Annotated in this window: 20 protein-coding genes; 8 read left to right on the forward strand and 12 right to left on the reverse strand. The window is 71.2% G+C overall.

Features of this window, described 5'->3' with window-relative positions; all coding sequences use genetic code 11:
- Positions 1 to 63: 63 nt before the first annotated feature.
- The 4 genes from hpnE to LHJ74_RS17690 all read right to left on the reverse strand — a co-directional run bounded on the left by hpnE (position 64) and on the right by LHJ74_RS17690 (position 4,367).
- Positions 64 to 1,524, reverse strand: coding sequence for a hydroxysqualene dehydroxylase HpnE (hpnE, locus tag LHJ74_RS17675; RefSeq protein WP_260219002.1), 1,461 nt, complete (start codon positions 1,522 to 1,524; stop codon positions 64 to 66).
- The gene (gene hpnD / locus LHJ74_RS17680; RefSeq protein ID WP_260219050.1) at positions 1,524 to 2,456 is read right to left on the reverse strand and encodes a presqualene diphosphate synthase HpnD; all 933 of its coding nucleotides are present in this window, start codon (positions 2,454 to 2,456) and stop codon (positions 1,524 to 1,526) included. The genes hpnE and hpnD overlap by 1 nt, the downstream gene beginning before the upstream one ends.
- Positions 2,457 to 2,491: 35 nt before the next feature.
- Positions 2,492 to 3,424, reverse strand: a complete 933-nt coding sequence (gene hpnC, locus LHJ74_RS17685) for a squalene synthase HpnC (RefSeq protein ID WP_375546768.1) — start codon at positions 3,422 to 3,424, stop codon at positions 2,492 to 2,494.
- Positions 3,425 to 3,680: 256 nt separating this feature from the next.
- The gene (locus LHJ74_RS17690) at positions 3,681 to 4,367 is read right to left on the reverse strand and encodes a TetR/AcrR family transcriptional regulator (RefSeq protein ID WP_260219004.1); all 687 of its coding nucleotides are present in this window, start codon (positions 4,365 to 4,367) and stop codon (positions 3,681 to 3,683) included.
- Positions 4,368 to 4,450: 83 nt separating this feature from the next.
- On the opposite strand from LHJ74_RS17690, the gene LHJ74_RS17695 reads away from it, so the two are divergent.
- A complete protein-coding gene (locus LHJ74_RS17695) occupies positions 4,451 to 6,652 on the forward strand; it encodes an MMPL family transporter (RefSeq protein ID WP_260219005.1) in 2,202 nt (733 codons plus the stop codon).
- Positions 6,653 to 6,733: 81 nt separating this feature from the next.
- Here the strand turns inward: LHJ74_RS17695 and LHJ74_RS17700 are convergent, their stop codons facing one another.
- The 7 genes from LHJ74_RS17700 to LHJ74_RS17730 all read right to left on the reverse strand — a co-directional run bounded on the left by LHJ74_RS17700 (position 6,734) and on the right by LHJ74_RS17730 (position 13,907).
- On the reverse strand, positions 6,734 to 7,561 hold the full coding sequence (locus LHJ74_RS17700) for an ABC transporter ATP-binding protein (RefSeq protein ID WP_260219006.1): 828 nt from the start codon (positions 7,559 to 7,561) through the stop codon (positions 6,734 to 6,736).
- Positions 7,548 to 8,483, reverse strand: coding sequence for an ABC transporter permease (locus tag LHJ74_RS17705; RefSeq protein ID WP_260219007.1), 936 nt, complete (start codon positions 8,481 to 8,483; stop codon positions 7,548 to 7,550). The genes LHJ74_RS17700 and LHJ74_RS17705 overlap by 14 nt, the downstream gene beginning before the upstream one ends.
- A 65-nt stretch (positions 8,484 to 8,548) precedes the next feature.
- Positions 8,549 to 9,421, reverse strand: coding sequence for a glycosyltransferase family 2 protein (locus LHJ74_RS17710; protein ID WP_260219051.1), 873 nt, complete (start codon positions 9,419 to 9,421; stop codon positions 8,549 to 8,551).
- Between the two features lie 11 nt (positions 9,422 to 9,432).
- Entirely contained in the window at positions 9,433 to 10,218 is a 786-nt protein-coding gene (locus tag LHJ74_RS17715; RefSeq protein WP_260219008.1) for a CDP-alcohol phosphatidyltransferase family protein, read from the reverse strand.
- Positions 10,196 to 11,260, reverse strand: coding sequence for an iron-containing alcohol dehydrogenase family protein (locus LHJ74_RS17720; RefSeq protein ID WP_260219009.1), 1,065 nt, complete (start codon positions 11,258 to 11,260; stop codon positions 10,196 to 10,198). Before LHJ74_RS17720 ends, LHJ74_RS17715 begins: the two co-directional genes overlap by 23 nt.
- The gene (locus tag LHJ74_RS17725) at positions 11,248 to 12,021 is read right to left on the reverse strand and encodes a phosphocholine cytidylyltransferase family protein (RefSeq protein ID WP_260219010.1); all 774 of its coding nucleotides are present in this window, start codon (positions 12,019 to 12,021) and stop codon (positions 11,248 to 11,250) included. Before LHJ74_RS17725 ends, LHJ74_RS17720 begins: the two co-directional genes overlap by 13 nt.
- Positions 12,018 to 13,907, reverse strand: a complete 1,890-nt coding sequence (locus tag LHJ74_RS17730; RefSeq protein ID WP_260219011.1) for a DUF5941 domain-containing protein — start codon at positions 13,905 to 13,907, stop codon at positions 12,018 to 12,020. The genes LHJ74_RS17725 and LHJ74_RS17730 overlap by 4 nt, the downstream gene beginning before the upstream one ends.
- Positions 13,908 to 14,171: 264 nt before the next feature.
- Between LHJ74_RS17730 and galE the strand changes: the two genes are divergently transcribed.
- From galE to idi, 3 genes are all read left to right on the forward strand, one after another.
- On the forward strand, positions 14,172 to 15,143 hold the full coding sequence (gene galE / locus LHJ74_RS17735) for a UDP-glucose 4-epimerase GalE (RefSeq protein ID WP_260219012.1): 972 nt from the start codon (positions 14,172 to 14,174) through the stop codon (positions 15,141 to 15,143).
- 215 nt (positions 15,144 to 15,358) lie between these two features.
- Complete coding sequence (locus LHJ74_RS17740) at positions 15,359 to 16,294, forward strand: cation diffusion facilitator family transporter (RefSeq protein WP_260219052.1); 936 nt, start codon at positions 15,359 to 15,361, stop codon at positions 16,292 to 16,294.
- A 47-nt stretch (positions 16,295 to 16,341) separates the two neighbouring features.
- Positions 16,342 to 16,902: an isopentenyl-diphosphate Delta-isomerase gene (gene idi / locus LHJ74_RS17745; RefSeq protein ID WP_260219013.1), complete on the forward strand. Its 561-nt coding sequence runs from the start codon at positions 16,342 to 16,344 to the stop codon at positions 16,900 to 16,902.
- A gap of 37 nt (positions 16,903 to 16,939) precedes the next feature.
- Here idi and LHJ74_RS17750 read toward each other — a convergent pair whose 3' ends face one another.
- Positions 16,940 to 17,473 carry an ATP-binding protein gene (locus LHJ74_RS17750; RefSeq protein WP_260219014.1) on the reverse strand — a complete coding sequence of 178 codons (534 nt, stop codon included), beginning with the start codon at positions 17,471 to 17,473 and terminating at the stop codon, positions 16,940 to 16,942.
- Between the two features lie 217 nt (positions 17,474 to 17,690).
- Between LHJ74_RS17750 and LHJ74_RS17755 the strand changes: the two genes are divergently transcribed.
- From LHJ74_RS17755 to LHJ74_RS17770, 4 genes are all read left to right on the forward strand, one after another.
- Entirely contained in the window at positions 17,691 to 18,452 is a 762-nt protein-coding gene (locus LHJ74_RS17755; RefSeq protein WP_260219015.1) for an enoyl-CoA hydratase/isomerase family protein, read from the forward strand.
- A 50-nt stretch (positions 18,453 to 18,502) separates the two neighbouring features.
- Complete coding sequence (locus LHJ74_RS17760; protein WP_260219016.1) at positions 18,503 to 19,375, forward strand: SCO6745 family protein; 873 nt, start codon at positions 18,503 to 18,505, stop codon at positions 19,373 to 19,375.
- An 88-nt stretch (positions 19,376 to 19,463) separates the two neighbouring features.
- Entirely contained in the window at positions 19,464 to 19,586 is a 123-nt protein-coding gene (locus tag LHJ74_RS17765; protein ID WP_260219017.1) for an LPFR motif small protein, read from the forward strand.
- A gap of 173 nt (positions 19,587 to 19,759) precedes the next feature.
- A complete protein-coding gene (locus LHJ74_RS17770) occupies positions 19,760 to 22,225 on the forward strand; it encodes a Tex family protein (protein ID WP_260219018.1) in 2,466 nt (821 codons plus the stop codon).
- The last annotated feature ends 41 nt before the right edge of the window (positions 22,226 to 22,266 follow it).

The following is a 22,266-nucleotide window of genomic DNA, read 5'->3' on the forward strand; positions in this document are numbered from 1 at the left end:
TGCTCGTCCTGCCTATGCCGCCTATGCCGCCCGTACTGCTGGCGCTGGTCTCGCGCGAATCGCTCATGCCGCCGCCCTTCTGTCCGTGCTGTGCGGTGGATCGTCGTCGTACGGGCGGTCCGTCGCACCGAGGGCCGCTCCGGCCGCGGCGATTCCGCTGCGCACAGCGCTCTCCATCGTGGCGGGCCAGCCGGTGTCGGTCCACGCGCCGGCGAGCAGCAGGCCGTGCCGCGCCGTACGGGCTCCCGGCCGCAGCCGCCCCACACCGGGGTCGGGGGCGAACGTGGCCGTGCGCTCGCGGGTGACGAAGAAGTCGCGTACGGTGGCGCCCCGGGCAGCGGGCAACAGCCGTGCCAGCTCCGGGAGATAGCGCTCGCGGAGCATGGCGACCGGATCGTCGATCTCGCCCTCCGCGGCGGACTGGGAGAGCGCCAGATACTGCCCGCCGCCGGTGAGCCCTGAGGGGGCGGTCCGGTCGAACACCCACTGCACGGGAGATCCGAGCGCGGCGAAGAAGGGCCGGCGCAGCACTCTGCGGTCATAGAGCACATGGATGTTGAGGATCGGAGCGTCCCGGATGGCGAGCAGCTGGTCCTGCTCGGCCAGCGCGCCCTCCGGCAGCAGCCGGTGCGCCTCGCGCTGCGGTACGGCGAGGACGACCGAGGCCGCGTCCAGTTCCTCGGGCGCGGCGCGCCTGGGCAGCGCGGTTACCCGCCAGCCGCCGTCTGGTGCCGGTACGAGGTCGCTCACGCGGGTCTGGAGAAGGGTGCGCACGCCCGCCCGGTCCAGGGCGGCGCGGGCCAGCAGGTCGTGCAGGTCGCCCAGTGGTGCGGCGGAGACTCCGATGTCGGCGGCGCCGGGAGCCGTGAGCAGGCCCGTCCGGAAGACCTTGGCGGCCAGTTGCAGCGACGCGTCGGGGGCGCGGGCGTTGAGCGTCGGCACGCCCACCAAGTCCCACAGTGCCTCGATGGCGCGCGCCGACTGGCCCTGGCGGTGCAGCCAGGTGCCGAAGTCGGTGCCGTCCAGGGCGGGATCGGCCGGGTCGAGACTGCGCAGCGCGAGGGCGGCACGGCCGGCCCCGGCGCGTTCGGCGGGTGAGAGGTGCGGGTAGGTGGCCAGGCTGGCGGCCAGGTGCAGCGGGACGGGCAGGGCGGTGCGCCGCAGCCTGCCCAGCCGGTTGACGGAGGCGTCGAGCACCGGCACGTCCAAACGATCCTGCACCGGTGCCAGCGGTGCCCCGCCGATCCGTTCCAGGAACCACTGGTAGGCGGTGCAGCATCGCAGGTGGACATGCTGGCCGTTGTCGACGGTGAGCTCGCCCGCCGGGGAGTCGCGGCGGAAGGAGGAGGCGAGTCCGCCCAGTCTCGCCCGGCTCTCCAGCAGGGTGACCTGGAGCCCGGCATCCGCCAGCCGCAGCGCGGCGGTGGTGCCCGCCAGGCCGCCGCCGACGACGACGACCGGCCCGGACCGCCCGGTCCGTCCAGTCCGCCCCGCCCACCCGGATGCCGCGTGCCGGGCTGCCATCAGGCACTCCTCCGGGCGGCGCGGCGGGCCGCCCGGCGGGCGTCGAAGCCGCTGAGCCCGCGCAGCGCGACGTACCCCTTCTCCCGGGAGGAGAGCGAGACCCGGCCGCGCAGCACCGCCTGCGGGTCCTGGGCGATGCGGTCCAGCAGGCGGCGGTAGATCCCGGCCATGGCGGCGACACAGGCACCGGAGCGGCGGTCGAGCATGGGAAGCAGGGCCAGCCCCTCGTCGAACAGGGTGCGGGCGCGCCGCACCTCGAAGTGCACCAGGCCGGCGAAGTCGGAGCCTGGTGGTGGGATGTCGGAGTGGAAGCCGGTGGAGCAGCCGAACTTGTCGAGGTCTTCGGTGGGCAGATAGGTGCGTCCGTCTGCGGCGTCTTCCCGTACATCCCGCAGGATATTGGTGAGTTGGAGAGCGAGCCCGAGCGTATCGGCGTACTCGGGGGCGCGGGTGGTGTCGAGTGCGCCGCCCGCGGGTGCCGGCGCGGTGCCGAACACGCCCAGGGAGAGCCGGCCGATGGCGCCCGCGACGCAGCGGCAGTAGCCCTGGAGGTCGGCCCAGGTCTCGTACGTCTGGCCGCGCACGTCCATCAGCACGCCGTCGATCAGCTCGTCCAGGCCGCCGAGCGGGATGGGATAGCGCCGGGCGGCATCGTGGAGCGCGACGGCGATCGGGTCGGTGTCGTCCTCGGAAACCTCGCCCGTGCGCACCCGGCCGAGCAGCCGTCTGGTGTCCTCCAGCCGTGTCTGCTTCACGGCAGGGTCGAGATCGCCGTCGCCGATGTCGTCGACGCGGCGCGAGAAGGCGTAGAGCGCTGACATCGCCCGCCGTTTCCCGACCGGCAGCAGCCGGATGCCGTACGCGAAGTTCCGGGCCTGCTGCCCCGTGACGGTCTCGCAGTAGCTGTACGCGGCGCTTACCGGCGGGGACACCTGCCGCTCGGGCTGACTTCGGTCCACGGTCTGCGTCACCCCTCTCTTCGCAGTGCTGTACCCACCTCGCGCAACAAACCGCGCTTGGTCGATGCGGGTGGTCCGGGCAGTACGTCGTAGCCCGCGGAGCGGATGGCCCGCAGCGCGGCGCGGCCACCGCCGACGAAACCGGCGAGCAGGAGTCTGAGCCGGCCGCTGACACTGTCCACCAGCGGCCCTCCCTCGCTCAGCAACTGCCGCGCGCGTTCCGACTCGAACGCGATCAGGGTGCGCACCGAGGCGTTCGCGGTCGGCGCGGCGAGGTCCGCCTCGGTGACGGAGAAGCGGGCCATGTCGGCCGCCGGCAGATAGACGCGGCCGCGCGCCAGGTCCTCGGAGACGTCCTGGAGGTGCTCGACGATCTGGAGTCCGGTGCAGACGGCGTCCGAGCGGCGGATGCGCTCGGGGGTCGCGGTGCCGGTGAGAGCGAGCACGAGCCGGCCCACCGGGTTGGCCGACAGTTCGCAGTAGGCCAGCAGCTCTCCGAAGTCGGCGTACCGGCGGATCTTCTGGTCCTGGCGGTTGGCCTCGATCAGGCCGAGGAAGGGCTCGGGGGTGAGGCCGTGGCGGTGCACGGTGGGCACCAGCGCCCGCAGCAGGGGGTGGCCCGGCTCCTCGCCCGGCGGGGCGTCCGCCGCGCCCGGAGCCCGGAAGACACGGTGCAGATCGGCCTCGAAGGCGTCGAGCAGGGCCAGGCGGTCCTCCTGCTGCTCGCCGCCGAGCCCCAGGTACGCCGCGTCACGGCCGCCCGGCGCCAGATCGCCGTCCCCGATGTCGTCGACGAGGCGCGCGAAGCCGTAGACGGCCATCAGGTCGTCGCGCCACACGCGCGGGAGGAAGCGGGGCGCCACCGGGAAGTTCTCGTCCGCGGCCTTGGCCAGCACCGTGCGTGCGTGGGCGTGTGTGTGCGCGTCCGCTTCCGCGGTCACCACGCGCTGCCAGGAGCCATTACCGTCACATCTCCGTTTCTACACCGTCGCTCCGGGAACACGTATTCCGGACACGCCGCGCGGGCTGACCTGCGCCGCTGGGCGATCGGGTGCGTCCCCGACCAGCCCGTATCAACCAAGTCTCCGCAAATACCGGCTCGTCAAATGTCCAGTTTCCGCGATTCCGCACCGGTCCAGCTTACGCGGAACGTCGACTCGGTGTGCGAGTACACCGGGTTATGGCCTGGTGCGGGGATCAGGGCGCGGTGAAGCCCGCGACCAGCGTGTGGAGCGCGCGGTCCACGGCCGCGTCCCGTTGTTCGGCGGTGATCCCCTCGAGCGCCGCGTCGTCGAGCAGGAGGGTGGCCAGTCCGTGCACCATCGACCAGGCGGTGATCTCGGCGCCGGGCCGGCGCTCCGGCGGCATCCGCCCCACTGCCACCAGCCCGTCGAGGATGTCGATGAGCAGCTGGAAGCTGCCGAACCCCGGGGCTCCCGCTTCCGGCATCGGCACGCCCGCCTCGTTCACGTCCACCGCTGCTTCGGAGAGGTGATCGCAGAAGGCGGACCGGAAGAGTCCGGGCTCCTCCAGTGCGAAGGCGATGTACCCGCGCCCCATCGCGATCATCCGCTGCTCGACCGCGTCCTCCCCTTCGGGCGCCGCAGACGCCGCGGCATCGGCCATCCAGGTGGCCAGCGTCTGCTGGCCCCGCACCTTGACCGCGCCGAGCAGGTCGCTCTGCCCGGCGAAGTGCCGGTAGGCGGCCGTGGGTGACACCCCGACACGCCGTGCGGCGGCACGCAGCACGACCGCGTCCGGTCCACCGCTCCGTGCCAGTCCCGTCGCCGCGTCGATCAGTGCGTTCCGCAGGTCGCCGTGGTGGTAGGCGGTCTTGCCGCCCAAGCTCTGCCGGGTGCCGGCGTTCGGCGAAGAATCCTCCATGCCTCCATCCTGCCCGAAGTTGACAGCATTAACATCCACTGGGAAAGTTAGATGTTGACGCTGTAAACATAAAGGGGACCCCCATGTTGCACCGGATAGCCGAGCTGTGCCTGCACCGGGCACGCGCGCTCCTGCTACTCACGCTCGTCGCCGTGGTCGCCATGGGCGCCCTCGGCGTCGGAGCCTTCGGCAAGCTCCAGGCGGGCGGATTCGAGGACCCCGGTGCACCTTCCAGCCGGGCTCAGCGAGTCATCGACGACGACTTCGGCGGCGACAGCAACCTCGTCCTGCACGTGCGCGCCGACTCCGGCATCGACTCCCCCGCCGCCGAGAAGGCGGGCCGTGAGCTGACCGAGGGCGTCCGAAACACACCCCATGTCGCCAACGTCGTCTCCTACTGGGACTCCGAAAGCTCCAGCCTGACCTCGCGGGACGGCAACCAGGCGCTCGTACTGGCCCATGTCGAGGGCGACAGCACACAGCAGGGCGAGTACGCGAAAGCCGTGATCGACGCGTGGTCGGGTGACCGCGGTGCCGTCACCGTGGAGGCGGGCGGAGCCGCCGCGCTCAACAACGACGTCACCGAGCAGATCTCCACCGACCTGGTCATCGCCGAGGCGATCGCCGTGCCGCTCACCCTGATCCTGCTCATCCTCGCCTTCGGCAGCTTCGTCGCCGCCCTGCTGCCGCTCGCCATCGGCCTGATCGCGATCCTGGGCACCTTCGCCGAGCTGTTCGTCCTCGGCAGCATCACCGATGTCTCGGTCTTCGCCATCAACCTCACCACCGCGCTCGGCCTGGGCCTGGGCATCGACTACGGCCTGCTGCTGGTCAGCCGCTTCCGGGAGCGGCTGGGCGAGGGCGACGAGGTCGCCGACGCACTGCGCACGACCGTACGGACGGCGGGCCGCACCATCGCCTTCTCCGCCGCCACCGTCATCGCCGCCCTCTCCGCCCTGCTGCTCTTCCCGCCCTTCTTCCTGCGCTCCTTCGCCTACGCCGGCATAGGCGTGGTCGCCATCGCCGCGCTGGCCGCCCTGATCGTGGTTCCCGCGCTGCTCGCGGTGCTCGGCCACCGCGTCAACAACGGGCGGCTGCCCTGGGCGGACTCCGTACGCCGCCCCGACGCCCCCGTGTGGGGACGGGTGGCGGCCCTCGTCATGCGGCGCCCCGCACTGACCGCGCTGCCCGTGCTGGCACTGCTGATGCTCGCCGCGAGTCCGCTGCTCGGCGTCTCCTTCGGCACTCCGGACGAGCGGGTGCTGCCCGAGGACGCGCAGAGCCGCCAGGTCTCGACCGCCGTGGCGGAGGCCTTCCCCGGCAACGACGCGAACGCCATCCAGATCGTGACCACCGGCCCCGTCCCGGCAGGCGAACTGGCCCCGTACGCCCAGAAACTCAGCGCGCTCGACGGGGTGGAGCGCGTACAGGCCAGCACCGGCACCTACACCGCCCAGGGCGCGAGCGACCCGGGCCCCGCCCACGAGGCCCTCGGCCGGCCCGACGCGCAGCGGCTGACCGTCACCACCGGGTTGGACTCCAAGTCGGAGGCCGCGGAGGAACTGGTGGGCGTAGTCCGCGGCATCCCCGGTCCGGGCGGCGCCGAGACGCTCGTCGGCGGCACGGACGCGCAGCTCGTCGACGCCAAGAAGGCCATCGCCGACAACCTGCCCGCGGCGGTCGGCATGGTCATCGGCACCACCTTCATCCTGCTCTTCCTCTTCACCGGCAGCGTGGTGCAGCCCGTCCGGGCCCTGGTGCTCAACGGCATCAGCCTGACCGCCTCCATCGGAGTGATGGTGTGGATCTTCCAGGACGGCCATCTGTCCTCGCTGCTGGGCTTCACCCCCACACCGATGGACACCTCCATGACCGTGCTGCTGTTCTGCATCGTCTTCGGGCTGTCCATGGACTACGAGGTCTTCGTCACCAGCCGCATCAAGGAGATGCACGACGCGGGCGCGGACAACACCACCGCCGTCACCCAGGGGCTGTCCCGCACCGGGCGGATCGTGACCATGGCCGCCGGGCTGCTGGCGGTCAGCTTCTTCGCCTTCGGCACCAGCCAGGTGAGCTTCCTGCAGATGTTCGGGCTCGGCAGCGGGCTGGCGATCCTGATCGACGCGGTGGCGGTACGCGGGGTCCTGGTGCCCGCCGCGATGCGGCTGCTCGGCAGCCGCGCCGCCTGGTACGCGCCCGGACCGCTGCGGCGTCTGCACAGCAAGGTCGCCCTGGATGAGGGCGGCCCGGCCGAGGAGCCGGAGCGCATGAAGGCCGGGGTCTGACCGGTCGCCTCGTGCAAGGAGCCCCCGCGCGCTGCGCGGGGGCTCCTTGCACGAGGCGACGTTTCCACCGCCCGGACCGGGCTACTTGCCGGTGAACTTCTCGTATGCCTTGAGGACTTCGTCGGTCATCCCGTCCATCCTAAGGACTCCGTGCTCCAGCCACAGCACCCGGTCGCAGGTGTCCCGGATCGACTTGTTGTTGTGGCTCACCAGGAAGACCGATCCGGCCTCCTTGCGCAGCTCACGGATCCGGCCCTCGGAACGCTTCTGGAACTTCTTGTCTCCGGTGGCCAGCGCCTCGTCGATCATCAGCACATCGTGGTCCTTGGCCGCCGCGATGGAGAACCGCAGCCGGGCCGACATGCCGGAGGAGTACGTCCGCATCGGCAGGGTGATGAAGTCGCCCTTCTCGTTGATCCCCGAGAAGGCGACGATGCCCTCGTAGCGCTCGCGGATCTGCTCCCTGGTCATGCCCATCGCCAGCCCGCCGAGGATGACGTTGCGCTCCCCCGTCAGGTCGTTCATCAGCGCGGCGTTGACCCCGAGCAGCGAGGGCTGGCCGTTCGTGTAGACCTTGCCCCGCTCGGCGGGGATCAGGCCGGCGATGGCCTTGAGCAGAGTGGACTTGCCGGAGCCGTTGGAGCCGATCAGGCCGATCGCCTCACCCCGGTACGCCGTGAAGCTGACGCCCTTGACCGCGTGCACCTCGCGTACGCCCTTGTCGGCGCTGCGCCGGATCATCCGGTTGAGGGCCGCGGTGGCGCTGCCCTTGCCGCGCGCACCGCCGTTGACGCGGTAGACGATGTGCAGGTCCTCCGCGATGACCGTCGGCACCCGGGGGCCCGTCGCCGCAGGGGGGAGCGCCGCTCCGGACGTCTCAGCTTGGGTCGACTTCTCAGCCACGGCCATAACGCTCCTCCGCCTTCCAGAAGAACACAAATCCGCCGATGCCCACGACCACTGCCCAGCCGACCGCGAGCAGCCAGACATGGCCCCCGATGTGCTGGTGGTGGGGCCCGTCGATCAGGGCGTACCGCATCAGCTCCATGTAGACGGTGGCGGGATTGCCCGCCACCACGTCCGTGAGCCACTCCGGGATGTCCTGCTTCCGCAGCATGTACTCCAGCGGGAACATCACGCCGGAGGCGTACATCCACGTCCGCAGGACGAACGGCATCAGCTGCGCGAGGTCCGGTGTCTTGCTTCCCAGCCGGGCCATGATCAGCGCCAGGCCGGTGTTGAAGACGAACTGCAGCGCCAGCACGGGCACGATCAGCGGCCACAGCCCGGAGGGATAGTGCTGGAACCCGATGAGGATCACGGCCAGCACGATCATCGAGTACAGCAACTGCTGGAGTTGCTGGAGCGAGAAGGAGATCGGCAGCGAGGCCCGCGGGAAGTGCAGCGCCCGCACCAGGCCCAGGTTGCCGGCGATCGCCCGGACTCCGGACATCACCGACTGCTGCGTGAACGTCCATACGAACACGCCGGTGACCAGGAACGGAATGTACTCGTCGTTCTCCATCCCGCCGCGACCGCCGAGCAGCACACCGAAGATGAAGAAGAAGACGGTGGCGTTCAGCAGCGGTGTGAGCACCTGCCACACCTGGCCGAGCTTCGCCTGGCTGTACTGCGCGTGCAGTTTGGCCTGGGAGAAGGCGAGGATGAAATGGCGTCGAGCCCACAGCTCGCGGACGTACTGCCTCAGCCCGGGGCGTGCACCGCTCACGGTCAGGCCGTACTTGGCGGCTAGCTCAGCCGGGGACAGCTTGTCATCGGGCGACGGCGGGGAATTAACGGCGACCGCACCATCGTGCGTTGTCTCGCTCACGTTGAAACTTTCGTCCTCACTCTGCAAGTGACTCGAGGCCCCCGATGTTCTCAGACACGAGCTTGTCAGATGACAGGAGGGCGGCCCAGTCTGGTCAATCGCCACACCGTGCGCCACCTCATCGGTCTGCGCGGTCCGCACGGGCTGGTCCAGCCCTCCTTGAAACCGCCGAGCCAGGCCCGCAGAGCCGGGCGGGAGGGCCGTCGGGCGAGGGTCAGCAGCAGCCAGACCCCCGGATAGACGGGCACCAGCGGGGCGGGGAGGTTGCGCCGGGCCAGCCACACACGGTTGCGGGCGACCATCCGGTGGTAGACGGCGTGCCGGCTCGGTTCGGTTGTCGGGTGGTGCAGCACCATGTCGGCGCGGTATTCGACCGCCCAGCCGGCGTCCAGCGCCCGCCAGGCCAGATCGGTCTCCTCGTGGGCGTAGAAGAACTCCTCGGGCAGCCCGCCGACCTCCGCCAGCACCTTCGTACGGGCCGCGCTGGCGCCGCCGAGGAAGGTGGTGACCGGTGAGGACCGCGCCGGGTCGGAGGCACGCAGCCGGGGCACGTGGCGACGCTGGGTCACACCGGTTTCGGGGTCGGCGATCCGGAAGCTGAGGAGTCCCAGCCGCGGATCGGCCTCGAACGCGCGACGGCACAGCTCAGCGGTGTCGGTCTGCGGCAGCAGCCCGTCGTCGTCCAGGAAGAGCAGCGCGTCGACATCGGTGCCGCCGGGACCGAAAGCCTCTATGCCGACATTGCGCCCACCGGGGATGCCGAGATTTTCCGGAAGCTCGACCGTCCGTACACCTTCCGGCAACTCAGGCAACGGCGCGCCGTTACCGACGACGACCACCTCCACCGGATCGCCGTCCTGCTTGGCGACCGAGTCGATCAGTGCCCGCAGCTCGTCCGGCCGGTTGCCCATGGTGAGGACGACCGCGCCGAGCCGCATGGAGGAGCCGCTCACTTGAGCCTGCTGGAGGCGAGGACGGAGACCAGGTGCAGCAGTGTCTGCACCAGGGCGATGCCCGCCAGCACCGCGACCCCCAGCCTGGTGAAGAAGAGGTCACCCTGCAGGAAGTCCAGCACGGCGACCAGCAGGATCAGCAGTGACGCCTCGACGCCGCCGACCAGCCGGTGGAACTTCAGCGCCGCCGCCGCCTTGCGGGCGAGTGCCAGGCCGGAGGAGCGCGGCACCGCCGCCTCGTCCTGCACGGCGGGCAGCCCGCTGCGGGCGCGGGCCACGTCGACGAGGTCGGTCTCCGCCTTGATGAGGATCGCGCCGAGGGCGGCGAGGGTGCCGATGAACGCCCACATCCAGTTCGTCGAATCGCCCTCGAGGTGGAAGACGTCGGCCGCCCGGATGCCGAAGCCCACCAGCAGGGCGGCCTCGGACAGATAGTGGCCGACCCGGTCGAGGTACACACCGGTGATCGAGGTCTGGCCGCGCCAGCGGGCGACCTCGCCGTCGACGCAGTCGAGCAGCAGGTAGAGCTGGATGAGCAGGGCGCCGAGGATCGCCCCGGGCAGGCCCGGCACCAGCAGCGCCGCACCCGCCGCGACACCCGCGACGACCATCAGATAGGTGAGCTGGTTGGGCGTGATCCGGGTGTTGACCAGATACGGGTCGCAGCGCAGCGAGATCTCGCGCATGTAGAGGCGCCCGGCCCAGTGCTCGCCGCTGCGGCGGTCCTTGACTCCACCGGGGTGAACGATCGGGCGGAGTTCAGCTACTGATGGCTTGTGCATAGTCGGCGTATGCGTCCCTGATCTGGTCGGCGGACAGGTCGAGGTGTTCGAGGATCGTGTAGCGCCCGGGGCGGGTCTGCGGTGCGTACTCGACCGCCTTGACGAACTCGTCCACGTCGAAGCCGATCTCGGCCGGCAGCACGGGCAGACCGTGCCGCCGCAGCACACTGCTGATCAGCGCCGCCTCCTCGTGCGCACCGCGCAGGTGCATCGCGAAGGCCGCACCGAGACCGCACTGCTCGCCGTGGAGCGCGGAGCGCTTGGGATAGAGGATGTCCAGCGCGTGGCAGATCTCGTGACAGGCTCCGGAGGCGGGTCGAGTGTCACCGGAGACCGACATGGCGATGCCGGTGAGGACCAGCGCCTCGGCGTAGATGACGAGGAACTCGTCATCGCCGACACCACCCGGGTGGCGCAGCACCGAGTCGCCCGCGCTGCGCGCCATGGCCGCGGCGAGGCCCTCGAAGGCCTCGCCGGTGACGCGGTGCGACAGCTCCCAGTCGGCGACGGCCGAGAGATTGCTGATCGCGTCACCGATCCCGGCGCGCACGTAGCGCACGGGAGCCTCCCGGATCACGTCCAGGTCGATGACGACGGCGATCGGGTTCGGCACGCCGTACGAACCGCGGCCCGCGTCGTTGTCCAGGGTGGACACCGGCGAGCAGAGGCCGTCGTTGGCGAGGTTGGTGGCGACCGCGACCATCGGCAGGCCGATGCGGGCCGCGGCGTACTTGGCCGAGTCGATCACCTTGCCGCCGCCGAGCCCGACGATGGCGTCGTAGCGGCCGGCCTTCTTGATGGCATCGGCCAGCCGTACGGCACCGTCGATCGTGCCGTCGGCGTCGTGGAACCAGTCGGCGCCCGGCAGCGCCGGTGCGATCCGGTCCCGCAGCGCCTGGCCCGACCGGGGACTGATGGCCACGGCGAGCTTGCCGCCGGGTGAGATCCGCTGGTCGGCCAGCAGCCCCGCCAGATCGTTGAGAGCACCGGCCCGGATGTCTACCGTCAGGGGGGACGGGATCAGTCGGGTCAGTACTGGCATGCGATCTCCCGGCCCTTGGCGAGATCGTCGTGGTTGTCGATCTCGACCCACGAGACATCGCCGATCGGGGCCGTGTCGATCTGGAAGCCGCGGTGCACCAGCTCCTGGTAGCCGTCCTCGTAGTAGAGGTCGGGGTCCTTCTCGAAGGTGGTCTTCAGCGCGTCGGCCAGTTCCTCGGCGGCTTCCGGCTCGATCAGGGTGAGGCCGATGTACTCGCCGCTCGCGGTGGCCGGGTCCATCAGCTTGGTGATCCGCTGGACGCCCTTGCCCTCAGCGGTGACGACCTTCATCTCCTCGTCGGCGAGGTGCTTGACCGTGTCCAGCGCGAGGATGATCTTCTGCCCGTCGCCGCGCGCGGCGAGCAGGGTCTTCTCGACGGAGACGGGGTGGACGGTGTCGCCGTTCGCCAGCAGGGCGCCCTGCTTGAGGACCTCACGGGCGCACCACAGGGAGTAGGCGTTGTTCCACTCCTCGGCCTTGTCGTTGTCGATGAGGGTGAGCGAGACGCCGTAGGTGCGCTCCAGGTCCGCCTTGCGCTCGTAGACGGCTTCCTTGCGGTAGCCGACGACCACGGCGACGTCGGTCAGACCGACCTCGGCGAAGTTGGCCAGGGTCAGGTCGAGGATCGTCTTGCCCTCGCCGTCCTGCCCGGCGGGGTTTGCCGGGTCTGCGGGTCCCACGGGCACCAGTGCCTTGGGCAGGGTGTCGGTGTAGGGGCGCAGACGGCGTCCGGCGCCGGCTGCCAGCACAAGGCCGATCATGCGGGTTCTCCTGATTCGTCGTGTACAGCGGGTGCCTTGGAGGACACCCAGAAACGGATGCTCTCGCTGAGCACCGTCACAGCGATGACCGCGCAGAGCATGGTCAGCGCGATGGTGAAACCTTGGCCCCCCGGCCGGAAAGCGGCGACGACGGTGACCACCAGGGTCCGTCCTTCGTGCCCCCCGACTGCCCGCACCAGCCAGTGCGGGGGTGCGCCGGTGCCACCGCGGATGCGGTACACCGTGTCGTAGTGATGGTAGGCGACGGCCGCCACCAGCCCGAAAGCGGCGGGCAAGGCGCCATTCACCTCGGAACGGGCGGCGAGCACCAGGATGGTCGAGTATTCCGCGATCCGGAAGAGTGGCGGTGCGAGCCAGTCGAGCGCGCCCTTCAGCGGCGCGGCCACCGCGATCCCGGAGGTGACCGCGTAGACGGCGGCGCCGAGCACCGGCCACCAGCTGCCCATCGGGGTCCACAGCGCCGTCGCGACGACGACGGCGCCGCCGAGTGCCGCGATCACCGGTGCGGCGAAGCCTCTTGCGGCGTTCGCGACCGCGGTGGCGAGCGGGCCGCTGTCCGCGAGGTCGGCCAGCGCCTGTGCCGCGCGGTCGGTGCGGCGTGCCGCGCGGGTGAGCGAGCGCAGCACCCGTCCGGCCGTCGTGTAGCAGGCGGCCAGCGCGCAGCCGGCGAGCAGCACCCAGAGAGTGATCCGGGGAGTGGTGCAGGCCGTCAGGACCGCGATCATCGCCCAGCGCTCGCCGATCGGCAGCACGATCATGCGCCGGACCCATACCGTCCAGCCCGCGCTGTCGAGGCGGTCCGAAAGGGCGGCGGTGGGGCTGGTGTTGGCGGTGGCGTCGTGGTTCGCCTCGGTGAAGGAGAAGTCGACGACGTGGCGGGCGGTCTGGAGGACCATCGCGCCCAGTGCGAGAGCCCACACGTCATCGCCGCCGCGCGCGGCTCCCAGCGCCAGGCCGGCGTAGTAGGCGTACTCCTTGGCGCGGTCGAAGGTCGCGTCCAGCCAGGCGCCCATCGTGGAGTACTGCAGCGAGTAGCGGGCGAGCTGTCCGTCGGTGCAGTCCAGCACGAAGGAGGCGAGCAGCAGCACTCCGGCCGCGACGAACCCGCCGCGGGTGCCGGTGGCGGCAGCGGCGGCGGCGATCAGCGCGGTGATCAGGGAGGCGGTGGTGACCTGGTTCGGGGTGAGGCCGCGCCGGGCGCACCAGCGGGCCAGGTAGCGGGAGTAGGGGCTGATGCAGAAGGTGGTGAAGAAGCCGTCGCGGGCCTTCACGGCGCCGCGCAGCCGTACGGCTTCGTCGTCCGTGGCGGCGACCGCCTCCTCGGCGGAGCTGCGGGCGGCGGGGTCACCGGGGACGGTGGCGACGAGCACGCCGAGTTCCGGGCGGTGGACGGTGACGCCGTCGGCGGTCAGCCGGTCGGCGAGCGTGTCGGGCAGGCCGCAGACGGCTGCCTCGGCCGTGCCGGTCCGGGTGCCGGCCTGGGGGTCCGGCTGCGTCGCGCCGTCGGCTGCCGTACGGGCCCCCGTCTCCGGGCCGGCCCGGTGAGCGGCGGGGGCAGCCGGGGCGGCGGCTGCTCCGTCCAGTGCCCGGGTCAGCGCGGCACGGGCCTCGGGCTGCACGGTCAGTGCGCCGGGCACCGCCCCGGCGGGAAAGCGCGGGTCGGTGAGGGCGAGCCGGAGGCTGTGCGCGTGTCCGACGAACCGGGTGTCGACGAGTGCGACCCGCTCCCCCGACGGGAGGGCCGCGAGTTCGGGCCGCACCGCGGCGTCGTCGGCCGCCACGCGCACGTCGAAGCCCAGTGCTCGCAGTCCGCTCTCCAGCGGCGACCCGGCGACCGGTGGGCCGGTGAGGATGGCGGTGGGCAAGCGGAACTCACTCCTTGGCAGCGGAACGGCGGAAGCGGCGGAAGCGTCCGCGGTACCGGGCGTCCGGAACAGCGGGGCGCCCGGTCATGGCACGCCCTCACCCGTTCGCGGGGCGGCGGTGTGTCGGCAGAGGCTATCCGATCGATGACAGCGGGCGTTCACCCCGCATTCACCGGGACAGCGTTGTCCTGCTGCCGGACAGCATGTCGGATCATGACACGGGCCACAAACGGCAGGCTCTGCGTAAGCGGATAAGCTGCCGGTATGACGTGGTTGATCACAGGCGGGGCCGGTTACATCGGAGCACATGTGGTGCGGGCGATGACAAAGTCCTCGGAGCCGGTCGTCGTACTGGACGACCTGTCCTCGGGCCTCGCCAGCCGCCTTCTTCCGGACGTGCCGTTCGTGCGGGGTTCCCTGCTGGACCGGGAGCTGCTGGACCGCACTCTCGCCGGGCACTCCGTGACGGGGGTGATTCATCTCGCCGCGAAGAAGCAGGTCGGCGAGTCCGTGGAGCAGCCGCTGAAGTACTACCGGGACAACGTGCACGGGCTGACCGTGCTGCTGGAGGCGGTCGTGGCGGCGGATGTCCGCCGGTTCGTCTTCTCCTCCTCCGCCGCCGTCTACGGCACGCCGGACGTGGAGCTGGTCTCCGAGGAGACCCCCTGCGTGCCGATCAACCCGTACGGCGAGACCAAGCTCACCGGCGAGTGGCTGGTCCGGGCCGCCGGCCGGGCACACGGCATCGGGACCGCCTGCCTGCGCTACTTCAACGTCGCCGGTGCGGCGGAACCGGAACTGGCGGACACCGGCGTGTCCAACATCGTCCCGATGTTCTTCGACGCGGTCACCCGGGGCGGGGCACCGGGGATCTTCGGCGACGACTACCCGACGCCCGACGGCACCTGTGTCCGTGACTACATCCATGTCCGTGACCTCGCCGACGCCCACCTCGCCGCCGCCCGCAAGCTGGCCGGGGCGGGCGACCTGACCGTGAACATCGGCACCGGGGAGGGCGTCTCCGTACGGGGCATGGCCGACCTCGTCGCCAAGATCACCGGCCGTGGTGAGCCCGCGGCGCAGGTGCTGCCCCGCCGTCCGGGTGACCCGGCACAGGTCGTGGCGGCTGTCGGACGGGCCCGCGAGGAGCTGGGCTGGACATCCACCCTGAGCGTCGAGGACATGGTCTCCTCGGCCTGGGACGGCTGGTGCCTGCGCCACCCCGAGGCGCGCTGACAGCGCCCGTTCCGCCTCCGGTTCTGAAGAGCTGCTTGCCGCCTGGGCCGGGGTAGGACAACAGCTCCCCAAGGGCCGCACCCCCCTTGACCAGCAAAGCAAAAGCCCTGGTCAGGGCACATGACAACGGTGTTCAGTGCCGCGTTGCCAGATACCCCCCGCCCGTGTTCACTGGTGATCGCCAGACGTTCGGGGCGACGCGAGAGGGCGGCAGCATGGGCGCGGGACACGATCACGGACGGGACCGGTCGGGAGCCGGAGGCACGGCCTCCGCCGCCCACCAGGGGCGGCTGCGAGTCGCCCTGGGCATCACGCTCTCGGTGATGGTCCTCCAGATCGTCGGGGGGATCACGGCGGACTCGCTGGCACTGCTCGCCGACGCGGGCCACATGGCGACGGACGCGATCGGGCTGAGCATGGCGCTGCTCGCGATCCACTTCGCCAACCGCCCCAGCGGAGGCCGCCGCACCTTCGGCTTCGCGCGGGCCGAGATCCTCGCCGCGCTCGCCAACTGCCTGCTGCTGCTCGGCGTCGGCGGCTACATCCTCTTCGAGGCGGTGGAACGCTTCCTGACCCCCGCCGAGACGGACGGCGGGCTCACGCTGCTCTTCGGCGCCCTGGGCCTGCTCGCCAATCTCGTCTCGCTCTCGCTCCTGATGCGGGGCCAGAAGGAGAGCCTGAACGTGCGGGGCGCGTTCCTCGAGGTGCTGGCCGACGCGCTGGGTTCGGTCGCGGTCCTCGTCTCCGCCGGAGTCATCATGGCGACCGGTTGGCAGCCCGCCGACCCGATCGCCTCGATCCTGATCGGGCTGATGATCGTGCCGCGCACGGTGCGGCTGGCCCGCGAAGCCCTGGACATCCTGCTGGAGTCGGCACCCCGCGATGTCGACATGGAGGAGGTACGGGACCACATCCTGGCGGTGCCGGAGGTCGAGGGTCTGCATGACCTGCATGTCTGGACGATCACCTCGGGCATGCCCGTACTGTCGGCGCACGTCGTGGTGGATCAGGAGGCGCTCAACGCCGTCGGGCACGAGAGGATGCTGCACGAACTCCAGGACTGCCTGGGCGAGCACTTCGATGTGGAGCACTGCACGTTCCAGCTCGAACCCCTCGGACATGCAGTTCACGAAGCGAAGTTGTGCCACTGATACGGCAGACTGACCGGGTAACCGGACAAGCCGAAAGAAGGACGAACATGGCGAACAGCTCAGCGGCCCCGATCATGCTCGAACTGGTCGACGAGGACGGCAGGACGATCGGCACCGAGGAGAAGCTCGCCGCCCACATCGCTCCCGGCCGCCTCCACCGCGCGTTCTCCGTCTTCCTCTTCGACGAGTCCGGCAGGCTGCTGCTGCAACGCCGTGCGCTCGGCAAGTACCACTCCCCCGGCGTCTGGTCGAACACCTGCTGCGGTCACCCGTATCCGGGCGAGCCCCCGTTCGTGGCCGCGGCCCGCCGGGTGGGCGAGGAACTGGGTGTGGCGCCGGCCCTGCTGCGGGCCGGCGGCACCGTGCGCTACAACCACCCCGACCCGGCCTCCGGCCTGGTCGAGCAGGAGTTCAACCACCTCTTCGCCGGTCTGGTGACGGACGCCCCGCGCCCCGATCCCGACGAGATCGCCGAGACGTCCTTCGTCACGCCCGCCGAGCTGGAGAAACTGCACGCGGACGGCCCCTTCTCCACCTGGTTCATGACCGTGCTGGACGCGGCACGGCCGGCGGTGCGAGAGGTGACCGGACCGTCCGCGGGCTGGTGAGACGCGGGCTGGTGCAGCGGGCTCGGAGCCGAGAGGCTCACAGCTCAGGCGCACCCCCCGGTCTGCCGCTCAGAGCCAGTGGCAGTGCCGCCCAGATGACCTTGCCTCCGGTTCCCGTCTGCTCCACGTCGCAGACGCCGCCCGCCTCTTGTGTGATCGTTTTGACCAGGAGCAGCCCGCGCCCCCCGGTGTGCTCCTGGTCCGGATCCGCCTCCAGCGCCTTCGGCCGGTAGGGATGCCCGTCCTCGACCGCGACCCGTACCCAGGTCGCCCCGAGGGACACTTCCATCCGGATCTCCGGGGAGAGCAGTGCCGCGTGCCGCACGGAGTTGGTCACCAGTTCGGAGACGATCAGCAGCAGTCCCTGCAACAGCTCGTCGGGGACTGGTGCCCGCTGCCGCCCCACCAGGTCACGGACCGCGTGGCGCAGCTGCGGTACCGAGGTGTCGGTCGGCGGCGCCGCGAAGCGCCAGGTCCCCTCGTACCACAGTGGCCTCGCGCGTTCCTGTACCGGCGTCGCGACCGGGGCCCGACCACCCGCTCCCGGCGGCAGACTCCCGCGGATTTCCATCTCCCGCACCCCGATCCCATCGAGTGTTCTTGCATCTGTTCTTGCATCTGTCTTGTATCGAGTGTTGAGATCTCACACCTCAGGCCCGACCGAGTGACCGCAAGTCGGCACTTATCGGTGGGACTTGAAAGACTTCTTCCGATGCTGACCGCGATGTGACCGACCTTGCATAAGCGGCGTGGCCCTCCCTGACTGCACTCCGGATACGCTCGGGTTCATGGAGTCAGCACCAACCCCCTCCCTCCGCCTGGAGCGGAGCGACGGAATCGCCACCGTCACCATCACTCATCCCGCCAAGCGGAACGCGATGACTCCGGACATGTGGCGCCGGCTTCCCGTCCTGCTGGAGACGCTGGCGGCGGACACGTCCGTACGCGTGCTGGTGCTCACCGGAGCGGAGGGCACCTTCTGCGCCGGGGCCGACATCAGCACGCTGCGGGCGGAGGCACCAGCCGCCCAGGGGCTGACGGTGACCGCCGAGGAGGCACTGGCCGCCTTCCCCAAACCCACCCTCGCCGCCATCCGCGGACACTGCGTGGGCGGCGGCTGCCAGCTGGCCGCCGCCTGCGACCTGCGCTTCGCAGCCGAGGGCGCGCTCTTCGGGGTCACCCCGGCAAAGCTCGGCATCGTCTATCCGGCGGGGTCCACCGAACGGCTGGTCCGCCTGGTCGGCCCGGCGACCGCCAAATACCTGCTCTTCTCCGGCGAGTTGATCGACAGCGCCCGCGCGCTGCGCTGCGGGCTTGCCGACGAGGTGCACCCGGAGGGCGCGCTGGACAAGCGGGTCGCCGCGTTCGGCGCACTGCTCGCCACCCGCTCCCAGCTCACCCAGGCGGCCGCCAAGGAGTTCGCCGACGGCCGCGCCGACGAGGCCCGGCGGGAGCACTGGCACCGCGAGGCGGCTTCGAGCGGGGAGGCGGCCGAGGGCGTCGCCGCCTTCCTGGAGCGGCGGACCCCGCACTTCCGGTGGTCCGTCTGAGTTTTCCCGTTCTCTTCCTCCACACCATTACCCCTGGGTAACCTGAGGCCATGACTGCCACGACGACTCTGCCCGAGCGTGCCGCACGGCGCTGCCACAGCGTGCTCAACCCGCTGCACTCGGCCCTCTACTTCTCGCCCGACCTGGGCAGGGAACTGGCCCCGTACGGCATCGAGGACCCTGCCGCGGTCTATCTCGCCGGGCGCGCGGCGGCGATGGGGGCGGTCGGCGCGGGCACCGTCACCGCCACCTTCTACAACTTCAGCCACGCGATGATCGCCCGCTTCCTGCCGGAGGTATGGGACTTCGCCTCCCCCGACACCGTCCTGGCCGCCCGGCTGCGCGCCGTCGACACGACCCTGCGGCGGGTGCTGGGCGAGGAGGCCGCCGCCTCCGAAGAGGTACGTGAGGCCGCCGAGCTGGCCCTGCGCGCCGCCCGCGGCTGCACCCGGCCGGGCCGTCCGCTCTACGCCGCGCACGCCGACCTGCCCGTGCCCGAAGCCCCGCACCTGGCGCTCTGGCACGCCATCACGCTGCTGCGCGAACACCGGGGCGACGCCCACCTGGCAGTGCTCCAGCACGCCGAGCTGGACCCGCTGGAAGCGCTGGTCAGCCATACCGCCAGCGGACGCGGTCTGACACCGAAATGGGTGCTGGCCACTCGCGGTTACGGCGAGCAGGACTGGACGGCGGCCCAGGACCGGCTGCGGGCGCGCGGACTGCTGGACGAGGCGGGAGAGCTGACCGACGGCGGCCTGGCGCTCCGCAAGCGGCTGGAGAACGAGACGGACCGGCTGGACCAGCCCGGCTACGAACTGCTGGGCGCGGAGGGCGTGGCCCGGCTCACCGAGCTGGCGACCGGCCTCACCACCAACGCGCTGGCCAACGGCGCCTTCCCCGCGGACCTCTTCGGCAAGGGCTGAGCGAAGCGGCCGTCGCAGGCCGGGACCCGAGGGGGTCTGCCGGCGCCGAAGGGGTTTGCCCGGCGGGGCCCCGGCAACTCGGGGGCACATGAAGACGATCGCAGACATACTCCGCATGATCGGCGGCGCCATCGCCACGGTCGTGACTCTCCCCTTCCGCGCCCTCGCCCGCCTGTTCTCAGGAGCCTCGCGGCCCGGCCACCGCCACTGACCGTGCGGCAGCCCCTCCGGGCCGGTGACACGGCCCGGACGGGCGCCGGATACCGGCGCGGTGCCGCCCCCGTGCGCGTCCAAGCGACCGCCTGTCAGTGCCACCTGCCACAATGCAGTCCCACCGGGTGACATCCGGGGTACGTACGGCACCGAGAAGCGGAACGGATCAACGTGACGAGCAGCATCGAAGGCAGGATCGCCGAGGAGCTCGGCGTACGGGAGCGGCAGGTCAAGGCCGCAGTCGAGCTGCTCGACGGCGGTTCGACCGTCCCGTTCATCGCCCGCTACCGCAAGGAGGCCACCGAACTGCTCGACGACGCGCAACTGCGCTCGCTCGAGGAGCGGCTGCGCTACCTGCGGGAGCTGGAGGAGCGCCGGGAGGCGATCCTCGAATCCGTGCGGTCGCAGGGCAAGCTGGACGACGCCCTGGAGGCGCGGATCCGCGGGGCCGAGTCCAAGGCCCGGCTGGAGGACGTCTACCTTCCCTACAAGCCCAAGCGGCGCACCAAGGCGCAGATCGCCCGCGAGGCCGGGCTGGAGCCGCTGGCCGAAGGTCTGCTCGCCGACCCGGGCGTCGACCCGCAGGCCGCCGCGGCCGCGTTCGTGGACGCGGAGCGCGGCGTCGCGGACGCCGCCGCCGCCCTGGACGGAGCGCGCGCGATCCTCACCGAGCGGTTCGGTGAGGACGCCGACCTGATCGGCGAGCTGCGCGAGCGGATGTGGAGCCGCGGGCAGCTGGCCGCCCGGGTGCGGGAGGGCAAGGAGGAGCAGGGAGCCAAGTTCAAGGACTACTTCGGCTTCTCCGAGGCGTTCACGGATCTGCCCTCGCACCGCGTGCTGGCGATGCTGCGCGGCGAGAAGGAGGAGATCCTCGACCTCACGCTGGACCCGGAGCCGCCCGGCTCGCCGGAGGCCGCCGAGCCCGCCGCAGAGCGGCCCCGCACCCCGAGCGCGTACGAGAGCGCCGTCGCGCGGCACTTCGGCATCGCCGACGAGGGCCGGCCGGGCGACAAATGGCTGGGCGAGACCGTCCGCTGGGCCTGGCGCACCCGCATCCTGGTGCACCTCGGCATCGACCTGCGGCTGCGGCTGCGCACCGCCGCCGAGGACGAGGCGGTGCGGGTCTTCGCCGCCAACCTCCGCGATCTGCTGCTCGCCGCCCCGGCGGGCACCCGCGCGACGATGGGGCTCGACCCCGGGCTGCGTACGGGCGTGAAGGTGGCCGTCGTGGACGCCACCGGCAAGGTGGCCGCGACGGACACGGTCTTCCCGCACGCGCCGCAGAAGCAGTGGGAGGCCGCCCGGGAGCGGCTCGCGGTGCTCGCCGCGGAGCACGGCGTCGAACTGATCGCGATCGGCAACGGCACGGCCTCCCGTGAGACGGACAAGCTGGCCGGTGAACTCATCGAGGCGCGGCCGGAGCTGGCGCTGACGAAGGTGATGGTCTCCGAGTCGGGGGCCTCGGTCTACTCGGCGTCCGCCTTCGCCTCGCAGGAGCTGCCGGAGCTGGACGTCTCGCTGCGCGGCGCGGTCTCCATCGCGCGGCGGCTCCAGGACCCGCTGGCCGAACTGGTGAAGATCGACCCCAAGTCGATCGGTGTCGGGCAGTACCAGCACGACCTGTCCGAGGTGAAGCTCTCCCGCTCCCTGGACGCCGTCGTCGAGGACTGTGTGAACGGCGTGGGAGTCGACGTCAACACCGCCTCCGCGCCGCTGCTGTCCCGCGTTTCCGGCATCGGCAGCGGCCTGGCGGAGAACATCGTGGCCCACCGCGACGGCAACGGCCCGTACCGGAACCGCAAGGACCTCAAGGCCGTCGCCCGGCTTGGCCCCAAGGCGTACGAGCAGTGCGCGGGCTTCCTCCGCATCCTGGGCGGCGACGACCCGCTGGACGCCTCGGCGGTGCACCCGGAGGCGTACCCGGTCGTCCGGACGATGGTGCGGGCGGCGGGCGCCGAGGTGCCGTCCCTCATCGGCAACACCAAGGTGCTGCGCACCCTGAAGCCCAGTGACTTCGTCGACACCGACTTCGGTCTGCCGACGGTCACCGACATCCTCAAGGAGCTGGAGAAGCCCGGCCGCGACCCGCGTCCCGCGTTCCAGACCGCCACCTTCATGGAGGGCGTGGAGAAGCTCGGCGACCTCGCGGCGGGGATGGTCCTGGAGGGTGTCGTCACCAACGTGGCCGCCTTCGGTGCCTTCGTGGACGTCGGTGTGCACCAGGACGGCCTGGTGCACGTCTCGGCGATGTCGAAGACCTTCGTGAAGGACCCGCGCGACGTGGTCAAGCCGGGAGACATCGTGAAGGTGAAGGTCCGCGAGGTGGACGTGCCGCGCAAGCGGATCTCGCTGACCCTGCGGCTGGACGACGAAGCGGACGCGGAAGCCTCCGGCGGCTCCTCCGGGGGCTCCTCCCGCAGTTCCTCCGGCACTTCCCCCGGCAGTGACAGTGGTGCGGGCCAGGGCCGCGCCCGGCGCGGCGGCGCACCGCGCCAGCGGCAGGGCGGCGGAAAGCAGGCGGGCGCACAGCAGGGCGGCGGCGCCGGCAAGGGCAAGCGCCGCGAGGCGGCACCTCCGGCGAACAGCGAGATGGCCGAGGCCCTCCGCCGCGCGGGCCTGGGCGGCCCGAAGAGCTAGCGCCGCGTCAGGCAGGGTGAACGACGTGGTGGGGGGGGGGG

This window comes from Streptomyces gossypii, assembly GCF_025165795.1.
Classification (GTDB): domain Bacteria; phylum Actinomycetota; class Actinomycetes; order Streptomycetales; family Streptomycetaceae; genus Streptomyces; species Streptomyces gossypii.

Bases quoted from the DNA above. Each gene is read 5' to 3' on its own strand.
- LHJ74_RS17720 (WP_260219009.1), bottom strand. From the start codon at position 11,260: ATGCCAGTACTGACCCGACTGATCCCGTCCCCCCTGACGGTAGACATC.
- idi (WP_260219013.1), top strand. From the start codon at position 16,342: ATGGCGAACAGCTCAGCGGCCCCGATCATGCTCGAACTGGTCGACGAG.
- LHJ74_RS17750 (WP_260219014.1), bottom strand. From the start codon at position 17,473: ATGGAAATCCGCGGGAGTCTGCCGCCGGGAGCGGGTGGTCGGGCCCCG.
- LHJ74_RS17725 (WP_260219010.1), bottom strand. From the start codon at position 12,021: ATGATCGGCCTTGTGCTGGCAGCCGGCGCCGGACGCCGTCTGCGCCCC.
- hpnE (WP_260219002.1), bottom strand. From the start codon at position 1,524: ATGGCAGCCCGGCACGCGGCATCCGGGTGGGCGGGGCGGACTGGACGG.
- LHJ74_RS17715 (WP_260219008.1), bottom strand. From the start codon at position 10,218: ATGCACAAGCCATCAGTAGCTGAACTCCGCCCGATCGTTCACCCCGGT.
- LHJ74_RS17755 (WP_260219015.1), top strand. From the start codon at position 17,691: ATGGAGTCAGCACCAACCCCCTCCCTCCGCCTGGAGCGGAGCGACGGA.
- galE (WP_260219012.1), top strand. From the start codon at position 14,172: ATGACGTGGTTGATCACAGGCGGGGCCGGTTACATCGGAGCACATGTG.
- LHJ74_RS17700 (WP_260219006.1), bottom strand. From the start codon at position 7,561: ATGGCCGTGGCTGAGAAGTCGACCCAAGCTGAGACGTCCGGAGCGGCG.
- LHJ74_RS17760 (WP_260219016.1), top strand. From the start codon at position 18,503: ATGACTGCCACGACGACTCTGCCCGAGCGTGCCGCACGGCGCTGCCAC.
- LHJ74_RS17690 (WP_260219004.1), bottom strand. From the start codon at position 4,367: ATGGAGGATTCTTCGCCGAACGCCGGCACCCGGCAGAGCTTGGGCGGC.
- LHJ74_RS17740 (WP_260219052.1), top strand. From the start codon at position 15,359: ATGGGCGCGGGACACGATCACGGACGGGACCGGTCGGGAGCCGGAGGC.
- LHJ74_RS17695 (WP_260219005.1), top strand. From the start codon at position 4,451: ATGTTGCACCGGATAGCCGAGCTGTGCCTGCACCGGGCACGCGCGCTC.
- LHJ74_RS17710 (WP_260219051.1), bottom strand. From the start codon at position 9,421: ATGCGGCTCGGCGCGGTCGTCCTCACCATGGGCAACCGGCCGGACGAG.
- LHJ74_RS17765 (WP_260219017.1), top strand. From the start codon at position 19,464: ATGAAGACGATCGCAGACATACTCCGCATGATCGGCGGCGCCATCGCC.